We start from the raw sequence: 25,029 nt of genomic DNA, 5'->3' as shown, positions 1-25,029 counted from the left end.
TGCGGTTGCTGAGGTGGGTATTCCCCCTGTGGCGGCATCTCTTTGCTTTCTTCGAGAAGTGATCTAACCGGCGCCACTCTATCGGCACCTTTCTTATTGCGTTACAACGTATTTCGGCATTATGCAGGCCTCGAAAAGCGTGCAATTCAGGTGCGATATTCAGCAAGAATGCAGGCCTCGGAATGAGGGTGTTTCGCTGCCGGTGCCGACATGTTCGACCGGGCTGTGAATACGGCATGAACATTTGCGAACAAACATGTTCTTGGGTGGTACGGTCGCTGCATGAAGCTGTTCGCGGGGGCGTCTGTTGCTGGGCGCAAGGTTTTGATCACGGGGGCGGCGCGGGGGATCGGGGCCGCGCTGGCTCGGCAGTTGCATGCCGATGGGGCCGAGGTGGCGCTGCTGGGCTTGGAAGCGGAGTTACTGGGGGAGGTGGCGCGCGAGTGCGGGGACGCGCCGTGGCGGTATTGCGATGTGGGGGATCGCGAACAGGTCGATCGGGTGGTGGCGACATTGGTCGGCGAGCTCGGGGGACTCGATGTGGTGGTCGCCAATGCGGGGGTCGCACGACAGCTGCCGTTGCTCGGGGGCGATCCCGCGGTGATGGAGGAGACGCTGGCGGTCAATGTGCTCGGCGTCTATTACACGTTGCGAGCAGCCGGGCCACACATCAGCCATGCGAATGGTTATGCGCTGGTTGTCTCTTCGCTCGCCGCGGCGGTGCACCTGCCGCTGGTCGGCGCGTACAGCGCGTCGAAGGCGGCGGTGGAGGCGCTCGGCAATACGCTGCGGATCGAGCTGAAGCACACCGGGGCCAAGGTGGGCATCGCGTACTTCGCCGAGCTCGACACCGACATGACCTCGCGGGGGTTCGGCACCGACGCGGCCCGTGCGATCATCGGTCGCTCCACCGTTTCCGGCGTCGCACCGCTCGGGCCGGCCATCGATTCGGTGCAGAAGGCGATCGCGCGGCGGCGGCGTCAGGTGGTCTCGCCCTGGTGGGTGGCCTTCGTGCTGCCGTTCCGGCCGATCGCGCAGCGGGTGATCGCCCTCGCGCTGCGTCGAGGCGTACGGCGCGCCTTGGAGATCGCGCGCAAGGAAGAGGCACCCTTCACCACGGACCAACCGGACCGACCCCGCAAAATGGAGCGGCAAGCTTAGCCCGACCTAACCACCGGAGTCATCGATGACCGAATCGGCAACCAGCGCACGCCAACTCCCGCGCGGCAGGCACGGCCTGCCGCGCGAGCAGGTGGTCGCCTCGCAGCGGGAGCGCATCCTGATCGCGATGGCCGAGGCGATGGTCGAGAACGGTTATGTCGGCACCTCGGTCGCGGCGATCCTGAAACGCGCCGGGGTGTCCAGGGAGACCTTCTACGAGCAATTCCGTTCCAAGGAGGCCTGTTTCGAGGCCGCCTACGAGCGGGCCGTGCAGAACCTGCTCGGCCGCATCGCGGAGGCCTCCGACGAGCAGGCACCCGAGCCCGACTCGGACGGCATGGCCAGGATGGACCGGATCTTCGCGGCCTATCTGCAGCACCTGGTCGATGATCCGGCCAGCGCGCGGCTGTTCCTGGTCGAGGTGTACGCGGTCGGTTCGGCGGCGATCAGCCGCCGGGCCCAGCTACAGGACCTGTTCGTCGGCCGGATCGCCGACGTGCTCGGCGCACGGACCGACGAGCAGCGCTTCGCCTGCCAAACCCTGGCCGCCGCGATCAGCGCGATGGTCACCGGCCGGATCGCGGCCGACGACCTGGATGGTCTGCTCGCGCTGCGGGCGCCGCTGGTGAATCTGGTGCGTCGCGGCGGGGCGCTGTTCGGGGACGCCCTGCTTTCCTCGGACGAGCCGCGCTAGCGCTGCGTTATCGACGCGCTTCGGGGTCCCCAGCCGGGATCGAGGCCTGTTCGGGTTCGACCGGAGCCGGGCGCACGGCACGGATGAGCAGCATGGTCGCGCCGCCCAATATCGGTGCGATCGCGGCAAGCACGACGACGATCAGCCCGCTCAGTGTCGGAGCTGCCGTCGAGATCAGCGTCGCCGCACCGAAATAGAGGAACAGCAGACCCGAGCCGATGCCGATGGCCCGTTCCGGCAGGTGCTTGCCGACCAGGATGCCGATGCCGATGGCGAGTGCGTCGGCGGCGACCATGCCGATCGTCGAGCCGATCCACACACCGACCCAGTCGTAGTCGGTGGCCAGCGCCGCGGTCGCGAACATGGTCCGGTCGCCGAGCTCGGCGAGCAGGAACGCGGACAGCACCACGAAGAACGGCGCGGTGCTCGCCCGCAATGACTTCGGCGCCTGCTCCTCCTCGTCCGCGCGGAAGTGTTCACGCAGCGTCCACAGGCCGACGGCAAGGAAGGTGAGCGCGGCGACCAGCGAGATGGCCCGCGTCGGCAGCGCCGATCCGAGGAAGTAGCCGACGCCCACCGAGAGCAGGTGGACCGCGGCGGAGGCGGTCGCGATGCCGCCGAGCACCACCCACCAGCGGTAGCGCAGCGCGAACGTCAACGCCATCAGCTGGGACTTGTCACCCAACTCGGCGAGAAAGACGATGCCGATACTCAGCAAAACAGTGGCGATCATGATGTGTGCGGCTCCCGGGTCTCCGGCCTGCCGGTCGGAGTCTGGGTATGCCTCCGGCCGACAACGAATAGTTGTCTAGGCCGAAGGTCTCGCCCACCGGATTGTTCCGGTTCACACAGCCGGACCCGAACCCTCGTGGGGTTACGGGTCAGTATGTCGACTATGCAATTGCGGGCTACTCCCCTTCGCTGTCCCCGACTCTACCCGCCGACGCACGAGTGTGCCAACATGGTGTTGCCCAAATCGCAATGCGCGCAATAAGTTTGGCGATCCGTCCAGCGAGTTTCGGGTACCCTTACGCCGCAAGCAGCATGGCCAGAACCGCGGTGTCGGGATCGCTGATCGGGTCCAGGCCGACGCGGCTGACCAGCGAGGTGACCGTGCCGTCGGATTCCGCCTCGGCCCACGCGGCCCGGTGTTCCAGCCCGAGATGCGGCACCCCGGGCAGCAGCACGCAGCCCGACGCCGCGCCCGCGCATTCCGGCAGCGACGGCCGGGTTTCCGAGGGCGGATGCAGCATCAGCAGGGCGGCCGGCACATGATCGGCAAACCGGCCGGGCGCCAGCGCCTCCGCGCCGAGCACCGTGCCCTCGGCCAGCACCAACCCGACCGTGCCCGGCGCCGGATCGTCCGGTAACTCCTCGCGCACCCCGAACACCGTCGAGGTGGTCAGCAGGCCGGGCAGCGTGGCCACCCGGACGGCGAGCACCAGTACCTGGGCCCATTCCTTGGTGGTGTCCGGCCAGCGGCCGGAGATGACGAAGCCGCGCAGCGAGCCACGGGCATGGAAAGGCGTGATGCCGATTGGTCCATTCATCCGCATGGTGCCTCCCGTCGTATAACCGGGGGCGGCTTTGCCCGTCCTCTGTGGATTCAGAGAATGACTGACGAAACACCTGGCACACAAGTACCAAAGAGTGCCAGTTAACCGCAGGAAACGGCCTGACCAGCGGTTGCCTTCGCCCACATACAGTGATGCCGGCGATTGTTAGCCGGACTGATACCGCGCTGCGCCTCGGGCGTGTCCTGTGGAAACTGCCCGGAAACAAGCAAACCCGCGAACAGTGGTTCTGTTCGCGGGTTTAGCTGACCGCTATCGCAACCACACCGGCACTACCGCAGGTTTCGAGCGAAGCGAGATCGAGCATTACTCGTTTGCGGCCCGGCTCGGGCCCGAGTGGCCGATGCGATTGCGACGCAGTCGCGAGCAGCGGTCGCTCGGGCCCGAGCCATCAAGGGGCCGCAAACACGCCGCGCGAAGCGCGGCAATTAGATTCAGCCGAAGATGAGGCCCTTGCCCTGGCCGACGGCGCGCGCGAAGCGATCCTGCACGTCTTCCCAGTTGACGACGTTCCAGAACGCGGTGACGTAGTCCGCCTTGACGTTCTTGTACTGCAGGTAGAAGGCGTGCTCCCACATGTCGACCTGCAGCAGCGGGATGATGCCCAGCGGGACGTTGGCCTGCTGGTCGTAGAGCTGGAAGGTCAGCAGCTTCTGGCCGAGGGTGTCGTAGCCGAGCACCGCCCAGCCGGAGCCCTGCAGGCCGTTGGCCGCGGCGGTGAACTGACCGCGGAACTTGTCGAACGAGCCGAACTGGTCGTCGATCGCCGCGGCGAGGTCGCCGGTCGGCTTGTCGCCACCGTTGGGGGACAGGTTCTTCCACCAGATGGAGTGGTTGACGTGGCCGCCGAGGTGGAAGGCCAGGTTCTTCTCGTACAGGAAAATGGCGCCGTGGTCGCCGCTGTCCCGGGCGGCCTCGAGCTTCTCGAGTGCGGTGTTCGCGCCTGCGACGTAAGCGGCGTGGTGCTTGGAATGATGCAGCTCATTGATCTGCCCGGAGATGTGGGGCTCCAGGGCGCTGTAGTCGTAATCCAGATCTGGCAGCGTGTACTCAGCCACGATGTCCCTTCCTATGTCGGGCTGTGTGCGCCCATCTCGGGCACACCCAACCATCATTCGTACACCCGCTCGGTTCCAACCGGGCCTGATGCCCCCGCATTCCGTTGTGGGCTCGGGCTGTGCACCTCGAGGTCACCTCGGCACCGGGTCGAACCTCACAAATAGCATCGAACCATGTAGTCCTCGTGCCGGATACCCACAAGGTCAACGGTCATCCCCGTCCGCCGCCTATTCCCTAGGGCACCCACAGAAACGAATACCGCACATCCGGAAGCCGGGTGTGCGGTATCGGTGTCGGTGGCTCAGAGCGGCGGTGCGATGCCGGGCCGGGTAGCCCGCGGGTCGCCCGCGTCGTGGGCCTCCCACCAGCGTGCCGCGCCCGCGATGAATTCCGCCAGCGGGATCTCCCGGCCGGTCGAGTCGTTGATGAGCAGGTTGTCGAACCAGACGCGCACGTCCAGTTCGCGCGGGTCGATGCCCTCTTCCTGGGAGAACTCGAGGACGTGGGCGGAGATGTGCTCGTCGATCTCGGTGTCGAAGCTGAGCAGCTCACGCCACAGGGCCCAGCCGCTGTCGTCGAGGTCGATGAACTCCCAGCCGTGCAGCCTGCCGCCGCCGAAGCTGCGGATCGCCTCGTCGAGGCCGTTCAGTTGCAGGGGCAGTACCTGCGGTTCGAGGTCGTCCCAGTTCTGCATGCGCAGCGACGCCGCGACGCGGCCGACTCCGGTGAAGGTCACCTGAACTCGGTAGTCCTCGGTGGGCGTTCCGTTTTCCGGAAGCGTCAGCACCTCTAAGTCGAGTCGTAGTTGCTTGGTCGCCGCGTCGATCTCCAGACCGAGGCATGTCGCCTCGGACAGAGCGACGTTGAGCCCAGCTGTGTCCATGCCGTCGAGTAGCCCCCTGCTCACGTTCATGGCCACAGGCTACCGACAGCTACCGCTAGAGCCCAGTATTTAAGTTTTTCGCTAGTGTTCTCGTTTTTTATGGAACCGAATCGGACCGGCCGCCGTCCAAGTACGTATCGGAACCCGCTGAGCCCGCGAGTTTCGAGGTCGGCGGCGAATGACCGCTCCGGGATTGGATGCTGGAGGGGAGTCCCGGATCGGTCGTTCGCGCCGCACGTTCACGCCGCGAATCTGCTGTCGGCCCGGGAAACGTCTCGGATCGGGTGCCTGGGCTCGCAGAGTGCGTTAGCCGATGGGTAGCTTTGATAGCCAAATCCTGAACTGGTGCGCTGTCTAATAGCTGCAGCCTGTGGATGAAGTTGTGGATTATGTGGATAACTCTGTCGGAGGTATGCACATGCGCGCCCCGAGCGGGGCGTCGATCAGGGATCCGGGACGCAGAACATACCTGAAGTATCGGCTCGATGTCGAGTCGCCGACCGCCGAGGCGCGGGCCGGAACTCCACGGCACCCGCCCACCCATGGCAGGATCGAAACCGTGACGAGCCCCCATGTTCCTTCGGTCCCGGTGGACGCGGTGCCGAGCGAATTCGACAGCAGCCCGCCGAGCACGGCCGAGGGCGCGCGGGCGATCCTGCTCGATGTGCGCGAAGACGACGAGTGGCAGCTCGGGCACGCGCCGGGGGCCGTGCACATCCCGATGGTCGACGTGCCCGCCCGGGTGGACGAACTGGATTACGACGTCGATCTCTACGTCATCTGCAGGCAAGGCGGCCGTTCCCTCCAGGTGGTCGAATACCTCACGCACATCGGCTTCGACGCCATCCAGGTGAACGGCGGCATGGTCGCCTGGCAGCAGGCGGGCCGCCCGCTGGTCGCCGACGGTGACCGGCAGGCGAAGATCTACTAGTCCGGCAAGACACAGGAGGCACGGTGAGCACGGTCGTACAACCTTGTGCGCGGTGTGGCGCGCGCTGGGCCGTGCAGTCGACCCCGATGCACTGGTGCCCACGCTGCCGCGGCGTGCTGCTCTCGCCCGCGCCCATCGACGCGCCCGCCGAGCGGCGTAACTATCGCTGGGTGGCGCGCAGGCCCGATCAGCGCACCCGCCGGTCCTCGGTCGCCGGTCGCCCGCAGAGCCGGGAAACCCCGCGCTACACCCAGATTCCGCGCTGGGGCCTGCTCGACCCGCCGCCCCGACCCGCCGCCGCGCCGCCCCGTCCGCTCACCAGGCTGACCAAGTGGGCGTCCGTGCTACCGATCGCCACCGCGGCGTTGTTCGCGCTCGCGGCCGTCGCCGAGCTGCTGCGCTATCTGCTGCTGTTGCGTAATCGCACGCGGCTGATCCATCCCGCGGTGCTGGTCTGCTCCGATGTGTTCGTCGCCGCCGCCGCGCTGCTGGCTCTGTTGCTCGCGTTGCTGACCGCGGTGGCCGTGATCGGCTGGTTGATCGACACGCGCAGGCTCGCCTTCCAGGAAGCCGGCCGCGCCGACCCGCGCTCGGTGCGGGCACTGGTGCTCGGCTGCGTGATTCCGGTGGTGAACCTGCTGTGGCCCGGCGTTTTCCTGACCGAGATCGTCGCCGAACGCGCCGATCCGAGGGCGCTGCGGGCGATCCGGATCTGGTGGGCCGCCTGGGTATTCGGCGGTCTGGTCGCGGTGGCCGCGCTGCTGTGGCGGACTGCGGATTCGTTGCAGGTGAAGGCGGACGGGGTGCTGTTCACCGCGTTCACCGACCTGGTCGCCGCCGCGGTCGCGCTGTTCACCCTCGCCATGATGCGGGCGGTCGAGGAGCGAGATGTGCTCGGCCGCAGCCGGACCGCGCGGCGCTGGTTGATCGCCGTCGACCCGGCCGTGCCGGTGATCGAGCCGGTGCATCCTGGCGGGCGAGCGCAGCGTGCGGCCGTCGAGCCAGTGGGGGACACAGAGCCGGTGCGGGACACAGCTGCGGTGCGGGACACAGATGAGGACAACGGTGCAGTCGACCGTGAGCACGAGGAGGTTTTGACCAAGTGAGCGAGGCCAGTCGCGCACCGTTCGTGGTGGCGCACCGAGGTGCATCGGCGGCGCGCCCCGAACACACGCTCGCCGCATACGAATTGGCGCTGCAGGAAGGCGCGGACGGCGTGGAATGCGACGTCCGGCTGACCAGGGACGGGCACCTGGTGTGCGTACACGATCGCACCGTCGACCGGACCTCCTCCGGCACCGGCCTGGTCAGCGAGATGACCCTGGACGAACTGAAGGAGCTCGACTTCGGCGCGGACGGCGAAGCGGCCGAGGTGCTCACCCTCAGCGAGCTGATCACGCTGGTGCTCGACTGGCGCAGCAGGCCGACCAAGCTGTTCATCGAGACCAAGCACCCGGTTCGCTACGGCGCGCTGGTGGAGAACAAGCTGCTCGCCGAACTACAGCGGTTCGGCATCGCCACCCCCGCGTCCGCGGATCACTCGCGCGCGGTGGTCATGTCGTTCGCGGCCACCGCGGTCTGGCGGATCCGCCGCGCCGCGCCGCTGCTGCCGACGGTGCTGCTCGGGGAATCGTCGCGCTACCTCGGCGGCGGTGCCGCGACCACGGTCGGTGCCACCGCGGTCGGCCCGTCGGTGAAGACGCTGCGCGACCACCCGGAACTGGTCGACAAGGCCGCCGCGGCGGGACGTGCCACGTACTGCTGGACCGTGGACGACCCCGACGATGTGCGCCTGTGCGCGGATCTGGGCGTCAGCTGGGTCGCCACCAACCATCCCGGGCGCACCAAGGCGTTGCTCGACGCCGCCTGAGTCGCTCGAAACAGGCTCGCGCTGGTCACTTCTGGACCGAAACTCGGCTCGCGCGACAGCCGGGCGAAAGGTGGCTTGACAGAGTCGGTCCGATGTCCAGGTCGCCGCGGTCCACGGCGTGCGCGAACTGGGTTGTGCACCTGCGTAGTTGGCCGGTTGCCGGTCCGCGTTCCGCCCGGACGCTCGCTCCGACCGCGTTCGGTGCCGTGGCGCGCGGGGTGTCGCCGCGCACACCATGTAGGTTGACCCCCCGTGGGTAAGAGCAAGCGGAATAGTCCTAAGCCCGGAGGGAACCGGGCACTGCGTCTCGCCGAGCGGAAGGTGGCGCTGGAGCAGGCGACCCAGACCGTCGCGCGTCCCTTCGAGGGGCTGGCCGCGGAGTGCGATCTGGTCGCACTGTGCGAGTTCGTGCCGTCGGCGACCGCCGAGCTGAAGCTGGCGCCCGGTGTCGCGGCCGAGCGGTCGGTCGTGCTCGCCACCGTGCTGCCCGGCGCGGTGGCCGCGCTGGTCCGGGCCGGCGATCAGCCGAGCGGCTATGTCGGCGCGCAGGTGCAGTTCCAGGGCGCCGACCTCGGTGCCGATCTCGCCGCCGCCATCCTGTGGACCCAGTCCGCCGAGCCCGGCGACTCGCTGGCGTCGGTGGAGAGCGTGGCGGGCGGCCCGCGGCTGACCGACGTGATCGATCCCGGTGCGGACCTGGAACTCACGGTGCACCAGGACTTCGACTGGTGGGTGCCCGAGGGTGTGCAGCCCGACCCGCAGGTCGCCGCGACCATCGAGCAGGCCAAGCAGGCGATCAAGCCGTCGGCGCGGATCGCGCTCGGCCCGGACGCGACCGGCGCGGCGTGGTGGGTGGACGCGGGCGACAAGGCGCACATCCGCTGGGTCCGTCCGGAGAACGAGGACGACCTGATGCTGGCGTTGGCCCGCCTGCACGCCGCGGGTGGTCTGCACCTCGGCGAGGGCTCCCGGTTCGCAGGCTCGTTCCGCACGCACGGCGTGCTGGTTCCGGTCTTCGATCTGGATCCCGAACAGCACCCCGACGAATGGGTAAAGCCCGCACAGGAATTCGATGCCCGGCTGGCCGAGGCACTGGCCTCGGAGGTGCCGTTGACCGCCGGTGAGCGCCGGTCCAGGGACGGCCTGCGGTCGCGTCAGGTGACCCTGCGCTGATCTTGGCAACGGCACGGAGAATTTTGTGAAGAATCCCCCTTTCTAATATTGTCGGCGTTGGGTTCTCCGCTACTATCGGACGCTGGTGGACTCACCGACCTGATGATTGAAAGAGGAAAGACTCCATGGAAGAACTGATCGCCGCGCTTCGGGTACTGCTCAGCTCCATCAGTGCCAAGTAGGCCATCTGTCTGAACGACAAAAAGCCCAGCTCTTCGCGAAGAGCTGGGCCTTTTTGCGTTTAACCGGTAATGCGGATCAGATGGATCCACCCGCGGCCGAAGGTGCACCGGAAGCATCGCTGGCACCACTCATTTCCCTGGCGATGAACTCTTCCAGATCGAACAGGTTGGACCCGGCGCGCTCGGCGATGGTCAGCAGGGTGGTCATGTTGGCGACCTCCTCGACCTGCTCCTTCAGGAACCACTGCATGAACTGCTCGCCCAGGTAGTCGCCCTCTTCGCGGGCGGTGCTCGCCAGCTGGATGATCTGGTCGGTGACCGTCTTCTCCTGAGCCAGGGCCAGCGCGATCGGCTCGTGCACATTCTCGAACTTCGACTTCGTCGCGTCGATGCCGGACAGGTCGACAGTGATATCCCGATCGAGGAAGTACTGGATGATCATCATCGCGTGGTTGCGTTCTTCGACCGCCTGCGCATAGAAACGCTTGGCCAACTGCGGCAGGTCCGCATTGTCGAACCACACCGCGATCGCGATGTATTGATGCTCGGCGTTGAATTCATGCCTGATCTGATCATGGAGCAGGCCGTGGAATTTGCTGCGTGGGGACTCCGGATGGCTGGACATAGTATGGGACATTAGCGCTGGTCACAGTGCTTGTCATCCAAGTGCAACCTTATTGAGGCTAGTATTGCCTAATTAATTCTTCGCTGCCCCAGCCATTCTCGGGGTCGCGTTGTCGACCCGTTGCGGGGCCCGAAGTTCGCGCGCGATGAAGTCTTCGACGTCGAAAAGATCACTCGTCGAACGGTCGATCACGGTCAACAGCGTGGTCATCTTCGCGACCTCGTCGACCTGTTCCTTGAGGAACCATTGGATGAAGCGCTCGCCGAGATAATCACCCGATTGGCGGGCCGCGCGCGCGAGCCCGGTGATCTGCCCGCTCCTGGTCTGTGCCGTCGCCAGCAGGAAAGCTATTGCGGCACGGGGGGATTCGAAGGTGGACCGGACCTCGTCCAGGCCGCCGATCTGGATCCCCAGATCGCGGTCGAGCAGATACTGGACCATCCGTAGTGCGTGTGCGCGTTGCTCGTCGGACTTGGCGTAGCAGTGTTTGGCCAACTGCGGCAACCGATTCGAGTCCAGATACACGGCGGCCGCGAGGTACTGCTGCGCGGCCGTGAAACCGCGACGAATCTGCGTGCTGAGCAAAGTGGGGAACGGCTGATCGAGCTCGGTATCCGTCATGTAATCGACGCTACCGCGTCAGCAGGTCCTCCGGAATCGGTCTGTCCGAGGCAATCGCATCGAAGAACTGGCCCGCCTTGTTCTTGTCCCACAGCAGCACATTGCCGCTGTCGGTATCTTCGAAGCCGCCGACCGGCACCGTCGTCGGTATCGTGTCGCCGCGCATCGCCCAGCCGAGCTGCGCCAGATTCCAGATATGGTCGCCGTCGTCGACCTTCAGCGATTTCACGGTGTCGGTCGCCAGCGGCCACAGCTTGAACGGGTTGGCCAGCGTCGCACCGCTGGTCGCCTTCTTCACCAGCGCCGCCATGAAGATGCGCTGATTGTTGATCCGGTCCAGGTCGGCCAGCGCGGTCGCGCGGCTGCGCACGAAGCCGAGCGCCTCCGGTCCGTTCAGCTTCTGGCAGCCCGCGGGCAGATTGATCCCGGCCAGCGGATCGTCGATCGCCTTCGGCACGCAGACGTCGATGCCGCCGAGCGAGTCGACGACCCCGGCGAAACCGCCGAAGCCGATCTGCGCGTAGTGATCGATGTGCACGCCGGTCGCGATCTCGACGGTCTGCACCAGCAGCTGCGGCCCGCCGATCGCGAAGGCGGCGTTGAGCTTGTCCTTGCCGTTGCCCGGAATGCTGACGTAGGAGTCGCGCGGCAGGCTGACCACCGTGGTCTTACCCGACTTCGGGATATGCACCAGCATGATCGTGTCGGTGCGTTCCGGACCGACCTCGCCGCCGGTGGCGAGCTCCTGCTCCTGCTCGGGCGTCAGGCCGGCGCGGCCGTCGGAGCCGACGAGCAGCCAGTTGGTGCCCGGCGTATCGCCGACCCGACCGGCATAGCCGGCCAGCGCGGGGATGCGGGTCAGCGAGCCGTCGAGTTTCACGACGGCGCCGACCACGGCCACGATCAGGATCAGCAGCAGGACCAGGAACCAGCGGAAGTAGTGGCGCTTGCGGCGCGGCCGCGGCGGACGCGGCTGACGTTCGCCGCGCGGCGGACCGGGCGGCGGTGGCGGCGGCGGCGGGCTGCCCCGGTACGGCCGCTGCGGCGGCGGTCCCTCGCGATAGGGGACCGGCTGCTGCGTCGGCGCGTGGGTCGGTGCCCGGTACGGCTTGTCCGGCGGCGGCGGCCTGCGGGACGCGACGTTTTCCGGCGGGACCTGCGAATACGCGAGCGGCTGCTGCGGGCCGCCGCGGTGCAGCACCTGGGTCGGCTCGATGTAGGGCGACTGCGGGTCACCCGGTGGCCCAGCGCGGTGCGGCCCGGGACGCTGCATCGGCGGCTGGCCGGGCGGCGGCACCCGGCGCATCCGCGCGCGGTACTGGGGGTCGTCGCCATTCATCACTGAGACTCTACTTATCCGTCGTCGTTCGGGGAGGTCGTGCGACGGATGATCTCGCTCCGATTCCGGCGTTCGTCGTACCCAACTGCCCTGCGTACGTCGCGCCGGTCTCAGTGCCCGTCCGTCGGTGCACTCTCTATGAATTCGCCTGTGCCGCCGCGCTGTTATCGCAAAGTGGAGAACAGTTGGATCACGAGCTCGGCTCGGTCGCATCGATGCAGGTGAGGGCGATGTCGGCGGATCGATGTGTTTGTCGACACCGCGTCGGCTGCCGCGCGGACGACGGTCCGGGCTGCCGGGCAGTGCGGGGTAGCGGCGGCGCTAAGGGTGTTCGGAGTGCGGCGGAAATGACTCGAGGGGCGCGGCGCGCGGGGCGTGCGCGTCGCTGGTCGCGGATGGGCAATACATTCGAGTCCATGCGTGGTGAGTCCGGGGCCGAGAGCGGCGAGTCCGAGGTGACGGATCGGGAGCGGCTCGGGATCAAGCTCGAGATCGCGGTCGTGCTGGTGGTCACCTTCGGGTTGAGCGGGCTCAACGCGGCGCTGTCGCTGGTGGAGAGCGCGCTCGCGCCAGGCGGGGTGGGCGGGCGCACCGTCGCGTTGAATCCGTCGCGGTCCGCGCAGTCGACGATCGATCTGCTGTTCCAGCTGCTGAGCGTGGCGCGGCTGGTCGGGTGGGCGGCGCTGGGCCTGTATCTGTTGTGGCGCAGCGGGATCGGGCCGCGCCTGATCGGGGTGGCGGCGCGGCTGCGCTGGCGCGCGGATGTGGTGCCGGCGCTGGTGCTCGCGGCCATCATCGGCCTGCCGGGCCTCGGCCTGTATCTGACCGCACACGCCATGGGGATGAGCGTGACGATCGTGCCCGCGTCGCTCGGCGACCACTGGTGGCGACTGCCCGCCCTGATCCTGTCGGCCTGCGCGAACGCGCTGGCCGAGGAGATCATCGTGGTCGCCTACCTGATCACCCGGCTGCGCAAGCTCGGCTGGTCGGAGAACTCGTCGCTGCTCGCCTCGGCCCTGCTGCGCGGCAGCTACCACCTGTATCAGGGCCTCGGCGGCGGCATCGGAAACCTGGTGATGGGCTTGATCTTCGGGCGCTACTGGCAGCGCACGAACAAGCTGTGGCCACTGATCCTCGCGCACGCCACCATCGACACGGTCGCCTACCTCGGCTATACGATCCTGCACGGCCACGTGTCCTGGCTGCCATAGCGAACCCCGTCAGCCAGCACCCACACAGTTCGAACACCACGTCTGACGGTGGCCGAGATCGCCGGCGGACCCGACGCCCCCGACCGGTGGGCGAGCCGAGACCCGTACTGCGGACAGGCATGGTTCCTCGCACATCAATCAAGGGCTCAGGCGCTAGGTGAAGTACCAAGCAGAAGGTGCGAAGTCGGCCGAATTGGGTTGGAGTTCAACCTGTTCTGCGAATACGAATGCCCGCAGTCGGCTAGTTGTCAGGGGTTGAGCGACCGGCCGGATCAGTCGGTGATCAGATGCGGCGGAGTCCGTTGAGGAATGGGCAGCCCGCCAAGGTGCGGACGGCGCGGCTGAGGGATTCGATGTCGTCGGCGGGGGAGCTGAACGGGAGGCGGAAGTCGTGGTCGCCGTCGCGGCCCTCGATGCGCAGGGTGAGGCCGTAGCGGTCGATGGCGAGCGGGTGCACGATGCCGTGCTGGAGCCGGGGCGGCAGGTGGCGGGCCAGCTGCGCGACGACGTCCGCGTGGTCGGCGTCCATGTGCTGCAGCCAGGCGGATTCCAAGGTGCAGAACGGATCCGGCTGGGCCAGCCGCAGTTCGTCGATGCTCACCGATTCGGCGCCGGTCGAGTCGGCCACCACCGCGGAGTTGATCACCAGTCGCAGCAGGGTCGCGGTGTGTCCCACGTCGAGCAGGCCGGGATCGGGGTTCTCCTTGGCGACCTCACCGGCCAGCGCGCGCTGGGCCTGCGCGGGCACCGCGCGCACCCAACCGCGCAGCCACACCAGTGCGCGAACCGGTTCGCGCAGCGGCAGCGGCGCGTGATCGGTGAGCTCCAGCACCGCGGGCGCACCGGCATCCGGGGAGTTCCCGGCCACGATCGCCGCCACCGAGGTGGTCGGCACCGCGATCACCGCGTCGCCGCACTCGCGCACGTGATGCACGGAGACGGGCGTCGGGTCGATGCCCGGCATGGCCAGCACCGCCTGTTCGGCATGCGCGCACGCACTGCGCACCCGCTCTGCGGTGGACGGTGTGACAGTCGGTGTCGGACGCGGCATGCAAACCTCCGTGGTCGGGCGTTGTTCGCCTCGCTCGGGCGCTCAATTAGGTTACCCTAAGCTAAGTGACGAGCGGAACATCCGCAACCGTTCGCCCCATCCTGATCCTGAGAATTCGCCCGCGCGTCCGCGCTCGGCAGCGTGCCCGGACCCGGTTGTTACGGTGGATCAGTGGCGCACGGATCGGAATCAACCGCAGAACCAGTACTCATCGCATTGACGACCCCGGCCCGACGCAGCATCGTCGACGGCCTGGTGCGCGCCCCGCACCCCGGCACCACCGCCCCGATCCTCGACGCGGACGCCCCCGACCCGGACATCGCCGCCTTCCTGGCCACCATCGTCCACACCGACACCGGCTTCATCGCCCGCACCTCCTCCGGCCCGCGCGCCCTGGCCATCGTCGCCGCCACCGCCGCCGCCCTCTGCGGCGAAGACATCCGCACCGCCCTCGCCACCCCGGACACCACTTTCCTCAACGCCCTGAAACCCCCTGCGGTAGAAGCCCTCCGAACCGTCCTCCTCGCCATCGAGACCGACGCCATCGCCGAAGTAACCCAAGCCCTCCACCCCTTAGCCCGCCCCTGACCTATGACTGACACACCTCGACGGGCCTGACGGCCGATGCCGCCACCGTCACCGGGTGGCTGCGGTGAGGTAGCTCGGGATGTCACCGGCGGACCGTCGAGCGGCCGCGGCGCGCTGGGGTCGGCGGCGGAAAAGCCTGGTCGGGTGGGGGTGGTGGTTAATAGCGGGGGCGCCGGTCGCGGACGCAAGTAAGGTCGTAACCGTGCCGCGTATCGCGTACTTCGGGCCCTCCGGAACTTTCACCGAGATGGCCCTTGCCGACCTCGAAACCTCGGGGGCCTTCGAAGGGGTCGTCGAGCGGGTTGCCGCGCCCAGTCAAGGGGCCGCGCTCGAGCTGATCCGGTCCGGCGACGTGACGGGGGCGGTGGTGCCGATCGAGAGTTCGGTCGAGGGCTCGATCTCCGCGACGCTCGACTCCCTCGCCATCGGTCCGCGGCTGCAGATCGTCGCGGAGACCGAACTGGAGGTGACCTTCACGATCCTCGGTCACCCCGGCACCAGCCTGTCCGAGGTGCGCACGCTGGCCGCCTACCCGGTGGCCGCCGCCCAGGTGCGCGAGTGGGTGTCGCGGGAGCTGCCGCAGGCGCAGCCCTACGTGTCGGCATCGAACGCCGCGGCGGCCGAGGACGTGGTGGCGGGCAATGCGGATGCCGCGGTGTCGACGGCGCTGGCCGGGGCGCGGCTCGGGTTGGCGGTGCTGGCCTCCGGCGTGGCCGACCATGAGCAGGCGATCACCCGTTTCGTGCTGGTCACCCGTCCATGCGTGGCGCCGCCCGCGACCGGTGCGGACCGCACGTCGATCGTGCTGGAGTTGACCAACGAGCCGGGTTCGCTGATGCGCGCGTTCGCCGAGTTCGCTACTCGCGGCATCGATTTGACCAGGATCGAATCCCGCCCCACCCGCACGGGCATGGGCACCTACCGTTTTTATCTCGACTGCGTCGGGCACATCGATGACACCGCGGTGGCCGAGGCGCTCAAGGCTTTACATCGCACCGCCCGGATCCGGTTCCTCGGTTCCTGGGCCGCGACGTCGGCCACCGGCACGCCGCCGCCTTCGGACGACGCGGCCGCCGAGTGGCTGACCCAGCTACGAAAGGGGGTGGCGGATCTGTGACCGAAGCAAAGATCGGCCCGGGCAAGTTGGTTCTGGTCCGGCATGGCGAGACCGAGGGCAACGTCGCGAAGCTGCTCGACACCAAGGTTCCTGGCTTACCGCTCACCGAACGCGGTGCGGCACAAGCCAAGTTGTTCGGGGAGAACCTGCTGAACCCGCCGCAGGTCCTGTTCTGCTCCGCGGCGCAACGCGCCCGCCAAACCGCCGGCTACATCGAAGCCGCAACCGGCGTGCCCGCCGTCGTCTTGGACAACGTGCAAGAGGTGCAGGCCGGCGACCTGGAGGGCAAGCACAGCGAAGAGGCCCACCTCTACTTCCAGCGGATCTACCGCGCCTGGCACAACGGGGACCTGGACCAGCGCGTCCCTGGCGGCGAATCCGGCCGCGACGTCCTCGCCCGCTTCCTCCCCATCATCGAGGAACTCCGCGAAACGTACCTGACCCCGGACTCGACCACCGGCGATGTCCTCCTGGTAAACCACGGCGCCGCAATGCGTTTGGTCTCCCGCTACCTAGCCGACGTCCTCCCCCCATTCACCACGAACAACCACCTCGACAACACCGAAACCATCGAACTCGTCCCCCTCCCCGACGGCACCTGGGACTGCACCCGCTGGGGCCACTTCACCCCACCCTTCGGCTACGACGTGGCCCCCACCTCCGACGACCCAATGGGCTAGCGGCACGTTGCGGAGGTACCCGTTGCGCCGCAAACCAATTCGAGGCGAGTCCAGGCTGGACCGTGTGCGCACTGTGCGAACGGCGTCGAGTGGCCGATATCAGGACGTTGCCGCGCGCTCATCTTGTATTGATCTGGACAGGCGGGTGGCGAGGGTCGCGACGCCGATGCCGAGCAACCAGCCGGCGAGTACATCACTGGGCCAATGCGCACCTAGGTACACCATCGCGCAGCCCACCACCACAACGATCCCTGTCAGAGCGACACCTATCATCCATCGCACCGATGTCGCGGACCACGCAGCGCTCAGGATGAGCGTCGCTGCACTGGCTGCCGTAAGGGCAGCCACCGTGGACGGCATCGACCAGCCACCCACCTGCACAATCGACACGTCTGCCGAGGGCCGCGGTCTGCCGATGATCGTTTTCAGTACCCAGGTCAGAACCGACGCCGACACCGCAGCGCCACCCGTCACCAGGCCAAGCCGCCACCACCCACCCACGATCACCACGACAAGCCCAACGACACCACACCCCAGAATCACGAGTGAACTGGTGCCGAAATCCATCGCCCACCGCGCCGCCGTCGTGACCGCCGGATCTCGATGAGCGTCAAGAAAGGTCATGATGATTCGATCCACCTTCATGACTGCGCCTCGCGACCACTCGGCTCCGTCATGCACAACCACGCGCTACATCGTCGGCCCACTCGTTGACACTTCCACACGAGGCCATACTGCCGACCCTCGCCGAAAAGCGCACTGTCTCGCATAACTCACGCGCACGTATTCTGCTCACGCGCACGAACTTGCTGGCAATGTCCTGCGCTACAAGCAAATCCGTGCGCCACGATGTCGGCCTGACTCGCCTCGAACGACCGAGCCCTTAGACCTGCTCCGGCTTGCGCGGGAACTCCGCACGCTCCGGCAGTTCACTGATCAAGTCCTGCAACGCTGTTCGCAATCGTGCCGGGGTTCCGGTGGCAAGCGACGTCCACTTCACACCGTCGTCGGACTTGCTTGCGGTTGCGATGAAGCGGCCGCCGCGGGTGTTGAAGACGGCGATGTGGTTGTCGGTGACGTCGCGGGTGCCGTCGCCGTACACGACGGCGACGATCTCGGCGTGTGAGTCGATCTGCACCATGGCCGAGGCGAGGGCTTGGGCGTCGGCCGGTGGGGTGCCGACCTTTGCCAGCCGGGTGGTGGTGGCTGCCGCGTCGCCGGTGTCGTCGAAGATCGGGACCAGTTGTTCGGTGGGTGCCCGCATGCCGGTGAGGTCGAGCGGCTCGGCGGGGCCGAGGGCCGCGATCACCGGGCCGGGCAGGTCGTCCTCGGCCTCGTCGATCACGTAGGACTGCGGCCCGCGCAGGGCGACGGTGACAACATCGTCGCCCTTCGCGAGACACATGCGACTCGCCTGACCGTCCACGAACAGCCGCAGCGCGACCACCCAGTGCGGGCGGTACAGCGCGAGCAGCCGGTCTTCGAGTTCCTGATGGATCACGTCGCCGATCAGCAGTTCCCGATCGGCGAGCGACTGGGCGGCCACGGCCATCGCGGCATCGTGATCGGCCACGTTGTCGTATTGCCCGCGTGCGTCCAGCACGACGGGCACCTCGTCGATCTCCAGCTTCTCCAGGAGAAACTGCATCTCGTCGAGCGACAACACCACCGACGCGAGCATCGACGGGCCGCGGCCCGCACCGAGCACCGTCACTTAGCGGCCGAACCGGCTGCGTCGGCGCCGATCACTCCGTCGGCGGCGTAGCGGCCGTCGTTGAAGTGCTCCGAGCGCAGGTAGTCCTGGCTCTTGTGTTCGGTCTCGTCGTCCTCGTCGCGAACCTGGTTGCCCAGCAACGGGCTACCCGGCGTGTTGTTGCGCTGCACCGGTGCCGCGGTGGGCTGGCTGACCGAGACGTTCTCGGCGACCGGCGCCGCGGTGGGTGCGCCACCGATCGTGCTCGAGCCCCAGCCTTCGGGCAGCTTCATCGAACCGTTGCTGAGCGAGGCCGAGGCCCCGGAGCCGAACGACGCGGATCGCGTGCCCGCGGACACCGCGGCGGACGCCAGACCCGCGCCGCCGACCATGGTGGCCGGTGCGACGCTGCTGACGCTGGGTGCCGCGACGCTGCTGACGGCCGCGATCGCGTGCGAGCCGATGGTGCCCGCGGTGGACACACCGGTGGTCGCCACCGAGCCCGCGACGTTCGCCGCCTGCGTCACCGCGCCGACCACGCCGGGGTTGTTCACGAGCGCCGCCGCCGTCGAGATCGCGGTCTGCACCGGATCGGCGTTGGTGGCCTGGTACGCCTGATCGGCCTGGCCCGCGGAATCCGCGGTGCCCGCGCCGTGCGCGATCGCGGGCGGGTTGATGAACTCGCCCGGCGTCAGCACCATCGCGGTGGTCGCCGCCTCGTAGGTCTCCATGGTCAGCGCCGCCCGCAGGTCGAGCGCGGCCTTGGCCGCCTCGGCCGCTTCCGAGGAGCCGTTCAGCACACCGCCGGTGGAGGCGGCGGCGACCCGCGCCGCGTCGACGGCGGCGATCTCCGGGATGCTCGGCATGGCCAGCGAGGCCACGGTGTACGCGATCGCGTTGCCCGCCGCCTTCGAGCCCATGGTGGCCGCCATGACGCCCTGCTGCTCGGCCCAGCCGATGAAGCCGGTGAGCTTGGACAGCGCCGAGATGCCGTTGATGCCCTGCATGCCGACACCGAGCTCCGCCATCACCCGGGCGACGGTCGCGGTGGCGTCGACCCAGGCGGCGGTGAGCCCGCCCCAGGCGGTGGCCGCGGCCGAGATCGGGATGGCGTGCGCGCCCGAGTTCAGCGCGATCGAGTTTCCTTCTGCGAGGCGGGGCAGCCAGAACACCCCGGTGATTCCTGCGGTCATGCTTTCTCCCCTTGCTCGTGCTGTTTGCGATGCCCGCAGGCGTTAAGCGATTGTTCCGCTGATGATGCTGACGACGCCCGCCCGGGCGACGTCCTCACCGATGTGGGTGACGAGCTGGCTGCGCAACGTCGCGGCGGCGTGATGCAGCTCCAGGATCCCCTGGGCGACCGCCTGGTCGTGCGTCATCGCGCCACGGTTGAGGTGGTTCGCGGCGTGCAGCGACACCTCGTCGACGCCGGAGGGGATGACGTGCGTCGCGGGCGCGGTCACCGCGGCGGCGGCAGCCAGCCGCTCGGCGAGTAGATCCAGCTCAGCGGCGGCAGCGAGGACGACTTCGGGTTGTACTAATACGTGGCCAACCATGACTCGACTCCTTCTAGTGGCGGCTATGGGGCGGAACCACGAGAATTCCCCCTTCGAGTGATAGGACGCGACAGCGAAGCGATCGGTTCCATCGAATCCCCTAAAGTTTCTTCCTGTCTCACCCCAACTGCAACCGCACTCTTACAGCTGGGATAAAGACTAGCCCCATCCCAGCTGATGTAGGCGGTCTTCGTCAATGCCGAAATAGTGTGCGATCTCATGGATCACGGTGATTACCACCTCTTCCACCACCTCATCCTCGTCCGCACAGATGGCGAGGATGGACTCGCGATAGATCGTCACCGTGTCCGGCAGCGAGCCGCCGTAGTGGCTGTCGCGTTCGGTCAGCGCGATCCCGCGATAAAGCCCGAGTAAATGTGGATCCTTCGGATTGCGTGGTTCGATCAGCACGACCACGTTATCGATGGCTCGGGCCAGCTCCGGCGGAATGCGGTCGAGCGCGTCGCCGACCAGCTCCTCGAAACGGTCCTCGGACATGGAGACCGGCATCGTCGCGGATTACCTCGGCTGCGGGGGCAGCGGCGCCGCGCCGGGCAGCGGCGTCGGGGTCGAGCGCCCGGTGTTCGGCGGCGGCTGCGGGGCCTGGCCGTTGATCAGGATGTCGCCCTTCGCGGAACCGGTGATCGGCGCGAATCCCTCTCGATCGGCCCCCTTGCCGACCATGCAGTCCAGCTTGCGACTGCCCGCCAGCCAGCTGCGCGCGTCCAGATAATCGAAGAACAGCGTCAGCGTTTTGTTGCGCACCACATCGGGCCCGCCGAGATAGTCCGACGAGGTCCGCGCGCATTCGTCCTCGACGAACTTGTCCTGATCATCCTTGGCGGGCGGCCCGCCCTGGAACCGCTGGCCGAGGTCGATGGTGGACACGACCTCCACCGCGTGCACCTGACTGCAATCCACCGGGTCGGTGGGCAGGTTCTGATTGATGCCGAGGCATACGCCGGGCCCGTACACCTTCGACTGATCGTGTTCGGCGGCGCTGCCCACCGACGGCGGCGTGCCGGTGCTCGCCGCGTACTGCAGTCCGCAGCGCAGCGTGCGGTCGCCGTGCTGCCAGCCGTCGGGGCTCGGATACATCAACCCGACGATGTAGCGCCCGCGCGGATCGAACTTCCCGCCCAGGTACTGCTGCACCGCGGGCACGCAGTGCTCTTCCTTCAGTTCGGTCAGCCGCAGCGAGTCCGGGAACCGCGAGCCGGGCCCGAATTCCTTGCCCGGGTACTTGCTCATATCGACATCCGCCGCGACCTCGAACATGTGCTTGGTATCGCAGCGCACCTTGAACAGATCGGAGTGGTCCGGCTTGGACCAGCTCAGGCAGTCGCCCTTCACCGCGGTGCCGAATTCCTTGTCGACCACCGGCTCACCGGGCGAGCCCGGCGTGTGCGCCTCGATCTTGTTGTTGTCGAACCCGGTCACGAACAACGTCACCAGCGCGGCGATCACGGCACCCGCGGCCACCAGCAACAGTCCCCAGCGCAGCGTCGGCGCGGGCAACGGCGTATCACCGGTGAACAAGCCCCGAAACGTGTCGAGCGAACGCCGCGCCCCGCCGGGGCGCGACGGCAGGCCACGTTTGGTCAGCCGGCTCGATGGCTCTGGCTTGGGTGCACGATCGGAGGAGGACATCGCGATCCATCATGGCAGCCTCCGCGCCGCAGTGCCACGACCCGGTCTGATCAGCCCTTTTCGCCCTGCCCGGCCCGGTTAGCCGCGGAACGCGGAGACGAAGATGCCGGGAATACGCGCCGGGTTGCCGCTCGCGTAGAACTCGGTCAGCTTGCGTCCGGTCTCCGCCGCGGCCGCGTTGTCGACGAACCACGGCGGCTTCGGCGACAACGCCAGCTCACCGTGCAGCACCGAGCGCGGTGCGGGCCGGAACGGTCCGTGCACCACCGTGCGTTCCACGTCGTCCAGCAGGAAAGCGTTGTGCACCACGCCGATGCCGCTCTGCACGTCGTCGAGGGTGTGGCCGGGGAACGCGCCCCACGAGGCGCGCGGGGCGAGGAAGGCGAGCCCGGTCCACGCGTTCACCGCGATCGCGCCGTAGCGCAGCCGTTCGATGGCGCGGTCGAAGCCGATGCCGAGTTTGCGGATGGTCGCCGGATGGGCGAGCACGTTGGCGCCGAGCGTGCCGGTGAGTTCGTTGTTCGCGAAATCGACCGCCTGCTGCAGGAATTCGCCATCCGCATAGGGCAGTTCGACTACGCCGAGGACGGGCGAGAAGTATTCGGTGCGCAACAGCGGCGTATCGGTGAGCGGCAAATGTTCGACCAGCACCCGACCCGATCCGACCTGGTCGGCGTCGGGATAGGCGGCGAGCGCGTCGGCCACCCGCGAGTCGCTACCCGGGTAGTAAGCGGTCCGCTGCGGCGCCTGCGCGAGCGCGGTGCGCAGCTCGGCCAGGAACTTGTCCTTGAGCGCCCAGTCCTTGCTGAGCACGATGGCCTGCGCGGCGATGCAGTTGTAACCGCCGTTGTGCAGCCGCTGGGTGGCCACGTGCTCGGCCTGGAACCGCAGATCGGCATCGGACCAATCACCCGGCACCACGATGGTCGGCGAGACCCCGCCCAGCTCGCTGGTGATCGGCTTGTCCAGCAGCGGCCGCTTGTCCTGCTTGCGTTCCAGCCCTTCCGGCCCTGCTCCCCACACGATCGCGTCGTGCGTCTGCGCGCTGCCGGTCATGTGCACATGCGCGACGTCCGGATGATGCACCAGGTAGCCGCCGGTCGCCGCGCCACCCGTCACGATCCGCAGCACACCCAGCTCACACAGCGGCGCGAACACCATCTCGAACACCGTGTACAGCGGATCGGTGATCGGGTTCAGCTTCAGCACGACCACCCGGTTGTGCGCGTACAGCTCGTACAACGCGTCCAGCGGCGGAATGGAGGTGATGTTGCCCGCGCCGAGCACGACCCCGATGCCGCCGGTCGCGGTCGGATCGAGCTGCGCCAGCCCGGCCCGCCGCCGCGCGGTTGCCGCGTCGACGCCCGGCCGCAGCCACACCTCGCCGTGAAAACCGTTGAGCAACAGTCGGTCATAGGTGCTCAGCGGCAGAATCGGGACCGCGACCCGATTGCCCGGCGCGGCTTTGATCGACACCCCATCGAGCGGACTGCGCCCATCCTCGAGCGCGGCCATGGTCGCGGACAGCGCCGCCGTGGCCTGCAGCAGGGTCATCGGTCCGGACATCCACTCCTCGCCGACCAGCGGCGAGTCCACGTCCAGGCCCTTGATGGTCCGCGCGGCCCGCACCCAGTCGTCGGCGAAGCGTCCGGTCCGGGCGTGGATGTCGTCGAGGAGCTCGCGACGGCGGCGCAAGGGGGTCTGTGCCCACACCTTCGCGCCCGCGGTCAGCTCGGCCAGTGCTTCATCGATCGCTGATTCGTCGAAAGTTGTACCCACAAGCCAACTATGCGCGCGTCAGCGGCCGAGTGGCCAGCGTCCTGGGATATCGGGGTGAAACAGTAATAGCCGGACCACTAGGCTGAGGACCCATGATCGACCTCCGATTCCTGCGGGACAACCCCGACGCGGTTCGCGCCTCGCAGCGTGCCCGCGGCGAAGACCCCGCCCTTGTCGACGCCCTGCTCGCGGCGGACACGGCACGCCGCGCGGCGGTGGCCACCGCCGACAACCTGCGTGCCGAGCACAAGGCGATGGGCAAGCTGGTCGGCAAGGCGAGCAAGGACGAGCGCTCCGGGCTGCTCGCGCAGGCGCAGGAGATGTCGGTCAAGGTCAAGGAGGCCGAGGTCGCGCAGCACGCCGCCGACGCCGACATGGACGCCGCGCACCGCGCCATCTCGAACGTGGTGCAGGACGGCGCGCCCGCAGGTGGCGAGGCCGACTATGTCGTGCTCGAAAATGTCGGCACGCCACCGGAATTCGATTTCGAACCGAAGGACCACCTGGATCTCAGCGAGTCGCTCGGCCTGATCGACATGGAACGCGGCGCGAAGGTCTCCGGCGCCCGCTTCTACTTCATGACCGGCTACGGCGCGCTGCTGCAGCTCGGTCTGCTGCAGCTGGCGGCGCAGAAAGCGGTGGCCAACGGCTTCACCATGATGATCCCGCCGGTGCTGGTGCGCCCGGAGATCATGGCGGGCACCGGCTTCCTCGGCCAGCACGCCTCGGAGGTCTACCGGCTCGCCGAGGAGGACCTCTACCTGGTCGGCACCTCGGAGGTGCCGCTGGCCGGTTACCACTCGGACGAGATCCTCGACCTGAGCAACGGCCCGAAGCGGTACGCGGGCTGGTCGTCGTGCTTCCGTCGCGAGGCGGGCAGCTACGGCAAGGACACCCGCGGCATCATCCGGGTGCACCAGTTCGACAAGGTCGAGATGTTCGTCTTCACCACGCCCGAGCAGGCCGACGCCGAGCATCAGCGGTTGCTCGGCTGGGAGCGGGATATGCTCGCCGCCGTCGAGGTCCCGTACCGGGTCATCGACGTTGCCGCAGGCGATCTCGGCAGCTCGGCCGCGCGCAAGTTCGACTGCGAGGCCTGGGTGCCCACCCAGCAGACCTACCGGGAACTCACCTCGACCTCGAACTGCACCACCTTCCAGGCTCGCCGCCTCTCGGTCCGCTACCGCGACGAGAACGGAAAGCCTCAGATCGCAGCCACTTTGAACGGCACGCTCGCGACGACCCGCTGGATCGTGGCGATCCTGGAGAACCATCAGCAGGCCGACGGTTCGGTGCGCGTGCCCGCGGCGCTGGTCCCGTTCGTCGGCACCGAGGTGCTGACTCCGCCGAAGTAGGCATAGCCGAAGTCCGCCGCGCCAGCAGGCGATAGGCGGACATCCGCCCGTCCGAACTGCCTGCGGTTCGCCTCTGTACAGACAGCGCCGGTGCCGACGAATGTGGACTGTGGGCACCGGTGGCCAAGTCGCGTTGGCTACCCGAATGTTTCGCGAAGATGAATAGCTACCAGTTCGCCATGCCGGATTCACGGGATGTGGCAACCGCTGGGATTCGTTGTGTCTAGGCTATTCCCC

At 67.7% G+C, this 25,029-nt stretch carries 26 protein-coding genes; 11 read left to right on the top strand and 15 right to left on the bottom strand.

What is annotated here, in order from left to right:
* Positions 1-282 precede the first annotated feature (282 nt).
* Together ACIBK2_RS41460 and ACIBK2_RS41455 are read left to right on the top strand one after the other, a co-directional pair.
* Complete coding sequence (locus ACIBK2_RS41460) at positions 283-1,161, top strand: SDR family NAD(P)-dependent oxidoreductase (protein ID WP_396975962.1); 879 nt, start codon at positions 283-285, stop codon at positions 1,159-1,161.
* Positions 1,162-1,186: 25 nt separating this feature from the next.
* The gene (locus ACIBK2_RS41455; protein WP_396975961.1) at positions 1,187-1,855 is read left to right on the top strand and encodes a TetR/AcrR family transcriptional regulator; all 669 of its coding nucleotides are present in this window, start codon (positions 1,187-1,189) and stop codon (positions 1,853-1,855) included.
* Positions 1,856-1,862: 7 nt separating this feature from the next.
* On the opposite strand, the gene ACIBK2_RS41450 is transcribed toward ACIBK2_RS41455, so the two are convergent.
* The 4 genes from ACIBK2_RS41450 to ACIBK2_RS41435 all read right to left on the bottom strand — a co-directional run bounded on the left by ACIBK2_RS41450 (position 1,863) and on the right by ACIBK2_RS41435 (position 5,401).
* Positions 1,863-2,588 (bottom strand): TMEM165/GDT1 family protein, encoded by a 726-nt coding sequence (locus ACIBK2_RS41450; RefSeq protein WP_396975959.1) that lies wholly within the window; start codon positions 2,586-2,588, stop codon positions 1,863-1,865.
* Positions 2,589-2,883: 295 nt separating this feature from the next.
* Positions 2,884-3,411, bottom strand: a complete 528-nt coding sequence (locus ACIBK2_RS41445; protein WP_357380065.1) for a peptidase — start codon at positions 3,409-3,411, stop codon at positions 2,884-2,886.
* 452 nt (positions 3,412-3,863) lie between these two features.
* The gene (locus ACIBK2_RS41440; RefSeq protein WP_357380064.1) at positions 3,864-4,487 is read right to left on the bottom strand and encodes a superoxide dismutase; all 624 of its coding nucleotides are present in this window, start codon (positions 4,485-4,487) and stop codon (positions 3,864-3,866) included.
* Between the two features lie 302 nt (positions 4,488-4,789).
* Complete coding sequence (locus ACIBK2_RS41435; protein WP_396975957.1) at positions 4,790-5,401, bottom strand: hypothetical protein; 612 nt, start codon at positions 5,399-5,401, stop codon at positions 4,790-4,792.
* Positions 5,402-5,930: 529 nt separating this feature from the next.
* On the opposite strand from ACIBK2_RS41435, the gene ACIBK2_RS41430 reads away from it, so the two are divergent.
* From ACIBK2_RS41430 to ACIBK2_RS41415, 4 genes are all read left to right on the top strand, one after another.
* On the top strand, positions 5,931-6,302 hold the full coding sequence (locus ACIBK2_RS41430; RefSeq protein WP_396975955.1) for a rhodanese-like domain-containing protein: 372 nt from the start codon (positions 5,931-5,933) through the stop codon (positions 6,300-6,302).
* 23 nt (positions 6,303-6,325) lie between these two features.
* Positions 6,326-7,408 carry a DUF4328 domain-containing protein gene (locus tag ACIBK2_RS41425; RefSeq protein ID WP_396975954.1) on the top strand — a complete coding sequence of 361 codons (1,083 nt, stop codon included), beginning with the start codon at positions 6,326-6,328 and terminating at the stop codon, positions 7,406-7,408.
* Positions 7,405-8,172 carry a glycerophosphodiester phosphodiesterase gene (locus ACIBK2_RS41420; RefSeq protein WP_379283071.1) on the top strand — a complete coding sequence of 256 codons (768 nt, stop codon included), beginning with the start codon at positions 7,405-7,407 and terminating at the stop codon, positions 8,170-8,172. The genes ACIBK2_RS41425 and ACIBK2_RS41420 overlap by 4 nt, the downstream gene beginning before the upstream one ends.
* Before the next feature lie 252 nt (positions 8,173-8,424).
* Positions 8,425-9,345, top strand: a complete 921-nt coding sequence (locus ACIBK2_RS41415; RefSeq protein ID WP_396975952.1) for a DUF5926 family protein — start codon at positions 8,425-8,427, stop codon at positions 9,343-9,345.
* A gap of 258 nt (positions 9,346-9,603) precedes the next feature.
* Here ACIBK2_RS41415 and ACIBK2_RS41410 read toward each other — a convergent pair whose 3' ends face one another.
* The 3 genes from ACIBK2_RS41410 to ACIBK2_RS41400 form a co-directional block, all read right to left on the bottom strand.
* Positions 9,604-10,152 (bottom strand): ferritin, encoded by a 549-nt coding sequence (locus ACIBK2_RS41410; RefSeq protein WP_379283069.1) that lies wholly within the window; start codon positions 10,150-10,152, stop codon positions 9,604-9,606.
* Between the two features lie 72 nt (positions 10,153-10,224).
* The gene (locus tag ACIBK2_RS41405; protein ID WP_396975950.1) at positions 10,225-10,773 is read right to left on the bottom strand and encodes a ferritin; all 549 of its coding nucleotides are present in this window, start codon (positions 10,771-10,773) and stop codon (positions 10,225-10,227) included.
* A gap of 10 nt (positions 10,774-10,783) precedes the next feature.
* Positions 10,784-12,112: an LCP family protein gene (locus ACIBK2_RS41400; protein WP_396975948.1), complete on the bottom strand. Its 1,329-nt coding sequence runs from the start codon at positions 12,110-12,112 to the stop codon at positions 10,784-10,786.
* Between the two features lie 416 nt (positions 12,113-12,528).
* On the opposite strand from ACIBK2_RS41400, the gene ACIBK2_RS41395 reads away from it, so the two are divergent.
* Positions 12,529-13,323 (top strand): CPBP family intramembrane glutamic endopeptidase, encoded by a 795-nt coding sequence (locus ACIBK2_RS41395; RefSeq protein ID WP_396975946.1) that lies wholly within the window; start codon positions 12,529-12,531, stop codon positions 13,321-13,323.
* Positions 13,324-13,606: 283 nt separating this feature from the next.
* Here ACIBK2_RS41395 and ACIBK2_RS41390 read toward each other — a convergent pair whose 3' ends face one another.
* Entirely contained in the window at positions 13,607-14,374 is a 768-nt protein-coding gene (locus ACIBK2_RS41390) for a DUF2470 domain-containing protein (RefSeq protein ID WP_396975944.1), read from the bottom strand.
* A 171-nt stretch (positions 14,375-14,545) separates the two neighbouring features.
* Between ACIBK2_RS41390 and ACIBK2_RS41385 the strand changes: the two genes are divergently transcribed.
* The 3 genes from ACIBK2_RS41385 to ACIBK2_RS41375 all read left to right on the top strand — a co-directional run bounded on the left by ACIBK2_RS41385 (position 14,546) and on the right by ACIBK2_RS41375 (position 16,759).
* The gene (locus ACIBK2_RS41385; RefSeq protein ID WP_396975942.1) at positions 14,546-14,962 is read left to right on the top strand and encodes a hypothetical protein; all 417 of its coding nucleotides are present in this window, start codon (positions 14,546-14,548) and stop codon (positions 14,960-14,962) included.
* A gap of 202 nt (positions 14,963-15,164) precedes the next feature.
* Complete coding sequence (gene pheA / locus ACIBK2_RS41380) at positions 15,165-16,079, top strand: prephenate dehydratase (RefSeq protein ID WP_396975940.1); 915 nt, start codon at positions 15,165-15,167, stop codon at positions 16,077-16,079.
* Entirely contained in the window at positions 16,076-16,759 is a 684-nt protein-coding gene (locus ACIBK2_RS41375; RefSeq protein WP_396975938.1) for a histidine phosphatase family protein, read from the top strand. Before pheA ends, ACIBK2_RS41375 begins: the two co-directional genes overlap by 4 nt.
* 99 nt (positions 16,760-16,858) lie before the next feature.
* Here the strand turns inward: ACIBK2_RS41375 and ACIBK2_RS41370 are convergent, their stop codons facing one another.
* The 7 genes from ACIBK2_RS41370 to ACIBK2_RS41340 form a co-directional block, all read right to left on the bottom strand.
* Positions 16,859-17,404, bottom strand: a complete 546-nt coding sequence (locus tag ACIBK2_RS41370; protein WP_396975936.1) for a phosphatase PAP2 family protein — start codon at positions 17,402-17,404, stop codon at positions 16,859-16,861.
* Between the two features lie 238 nt (positions 17,405-17,642).
* Positions 17,643-18,473, bottom strand: coding sequence for an ESX secretion-associated protein EspG (locus ACIBK2_RS41365; protein WP_396975934.1), 831 nt, complete (start codon positions 18,471-18,473; stop codon positions 17,643-17,645).
* A complete protein-coding gene (locus ACIBK2_RS41360) occupies positions 18,470-19,645 on the bottom strand; it encodes a PPE domain-containing protein (protein ID WP_396975932.1) in 1,176 nt (391 codons plus the stop codon). Before ACIBK2_RS41360 ends, ACIBK2_RS41365 begins: the two co-directional genes overlap by 4 nt.
* A gap of 42 nt (positions 19,646-19,687) precedes the next feature.
* Positions 19,688-20,008 carry a PE domain-containing protein gene (locus tag ACIBK2_RS41355; protein ID WP_357380045.1) on the bottom strand — a complete coding sequence of 107 codons (321 nt, stop codon included), beginning with the start codon at positions 20,006-20,008 and terminating at the stop codon, positions 19,688-19,690.
* A gap of 159 nt (positions 20,009-20,167) precedes the next feature.
* Positions 20,168-20,518 (bottom strand): metallopeptidase family protein, encoded by a 351-nt coding sequence (locus ACIBK2_RS41350; RefSeq protein WP_396975930.1) that lies wholly within the window; start codon positions 20,516-20,518, stop codon positions 20,168-20,170.
* 9 nt (positions 20,519-20,527) lie between these two features.
* Positions 20,528-21,658 carry a septum formation family protein gene (locus ACIBK2_RS41345; protein ID WP_396975928.1) on the bottom strand — a complete coding sequence of 377 codons (1,131 nt, stop codon included), beginning with the start codon at positions 21,656-21,658 and terminating at the stop codon, positions 20,528-20,530.
* Positions 21,659-21,736: 78 nt separating this feature from the next.
* A complete protein-coding gene (locus ACIBK2_RS41340; protein ID WP_396975926.1) occupies positions 21,737-23,437 on the bottom strand; it encodes an aldehyde dehydrogenase family protein in 1,701 nt (566 codons plus the stop codon).
* A 92-nt stretch (positions 23,438-23,529) separates the two neighbouring features.
* Here ACIBK2_RS41340 and serS point away from each other — a divergent pair, with 92 nt between their 5' ends.
* A complete protein-coding gene (gene serS, locus ACIBK2_RS41335; RefSeq protein ID WP_396975924.1) occupies positions 23,530-24,792 on the top strand; it encodes a serine--tRNA ligase in 1,263 nt (420 codons plus the stop codon).
* The last annotated feature ends 237 nt before the right edge of the window (positions 24,793-25,029 follow it).

The sequence above is a fragment of the Nocardia sp. NPDC050175 genome, assembly GCF_044459885.1.
In the GTDB taxonomy this organism is placed as follows: domain Bacteria; phylum Actinomycetota; class Actinomycetes; order Mycobacteriales; family Mycobacteriaceae; genus Nocardia.
The sequence above is the reverse complement of the archived record's forward strand: the minus strand, read 5'-3'. Positions and strand labels throughout refer to the sequence as shown.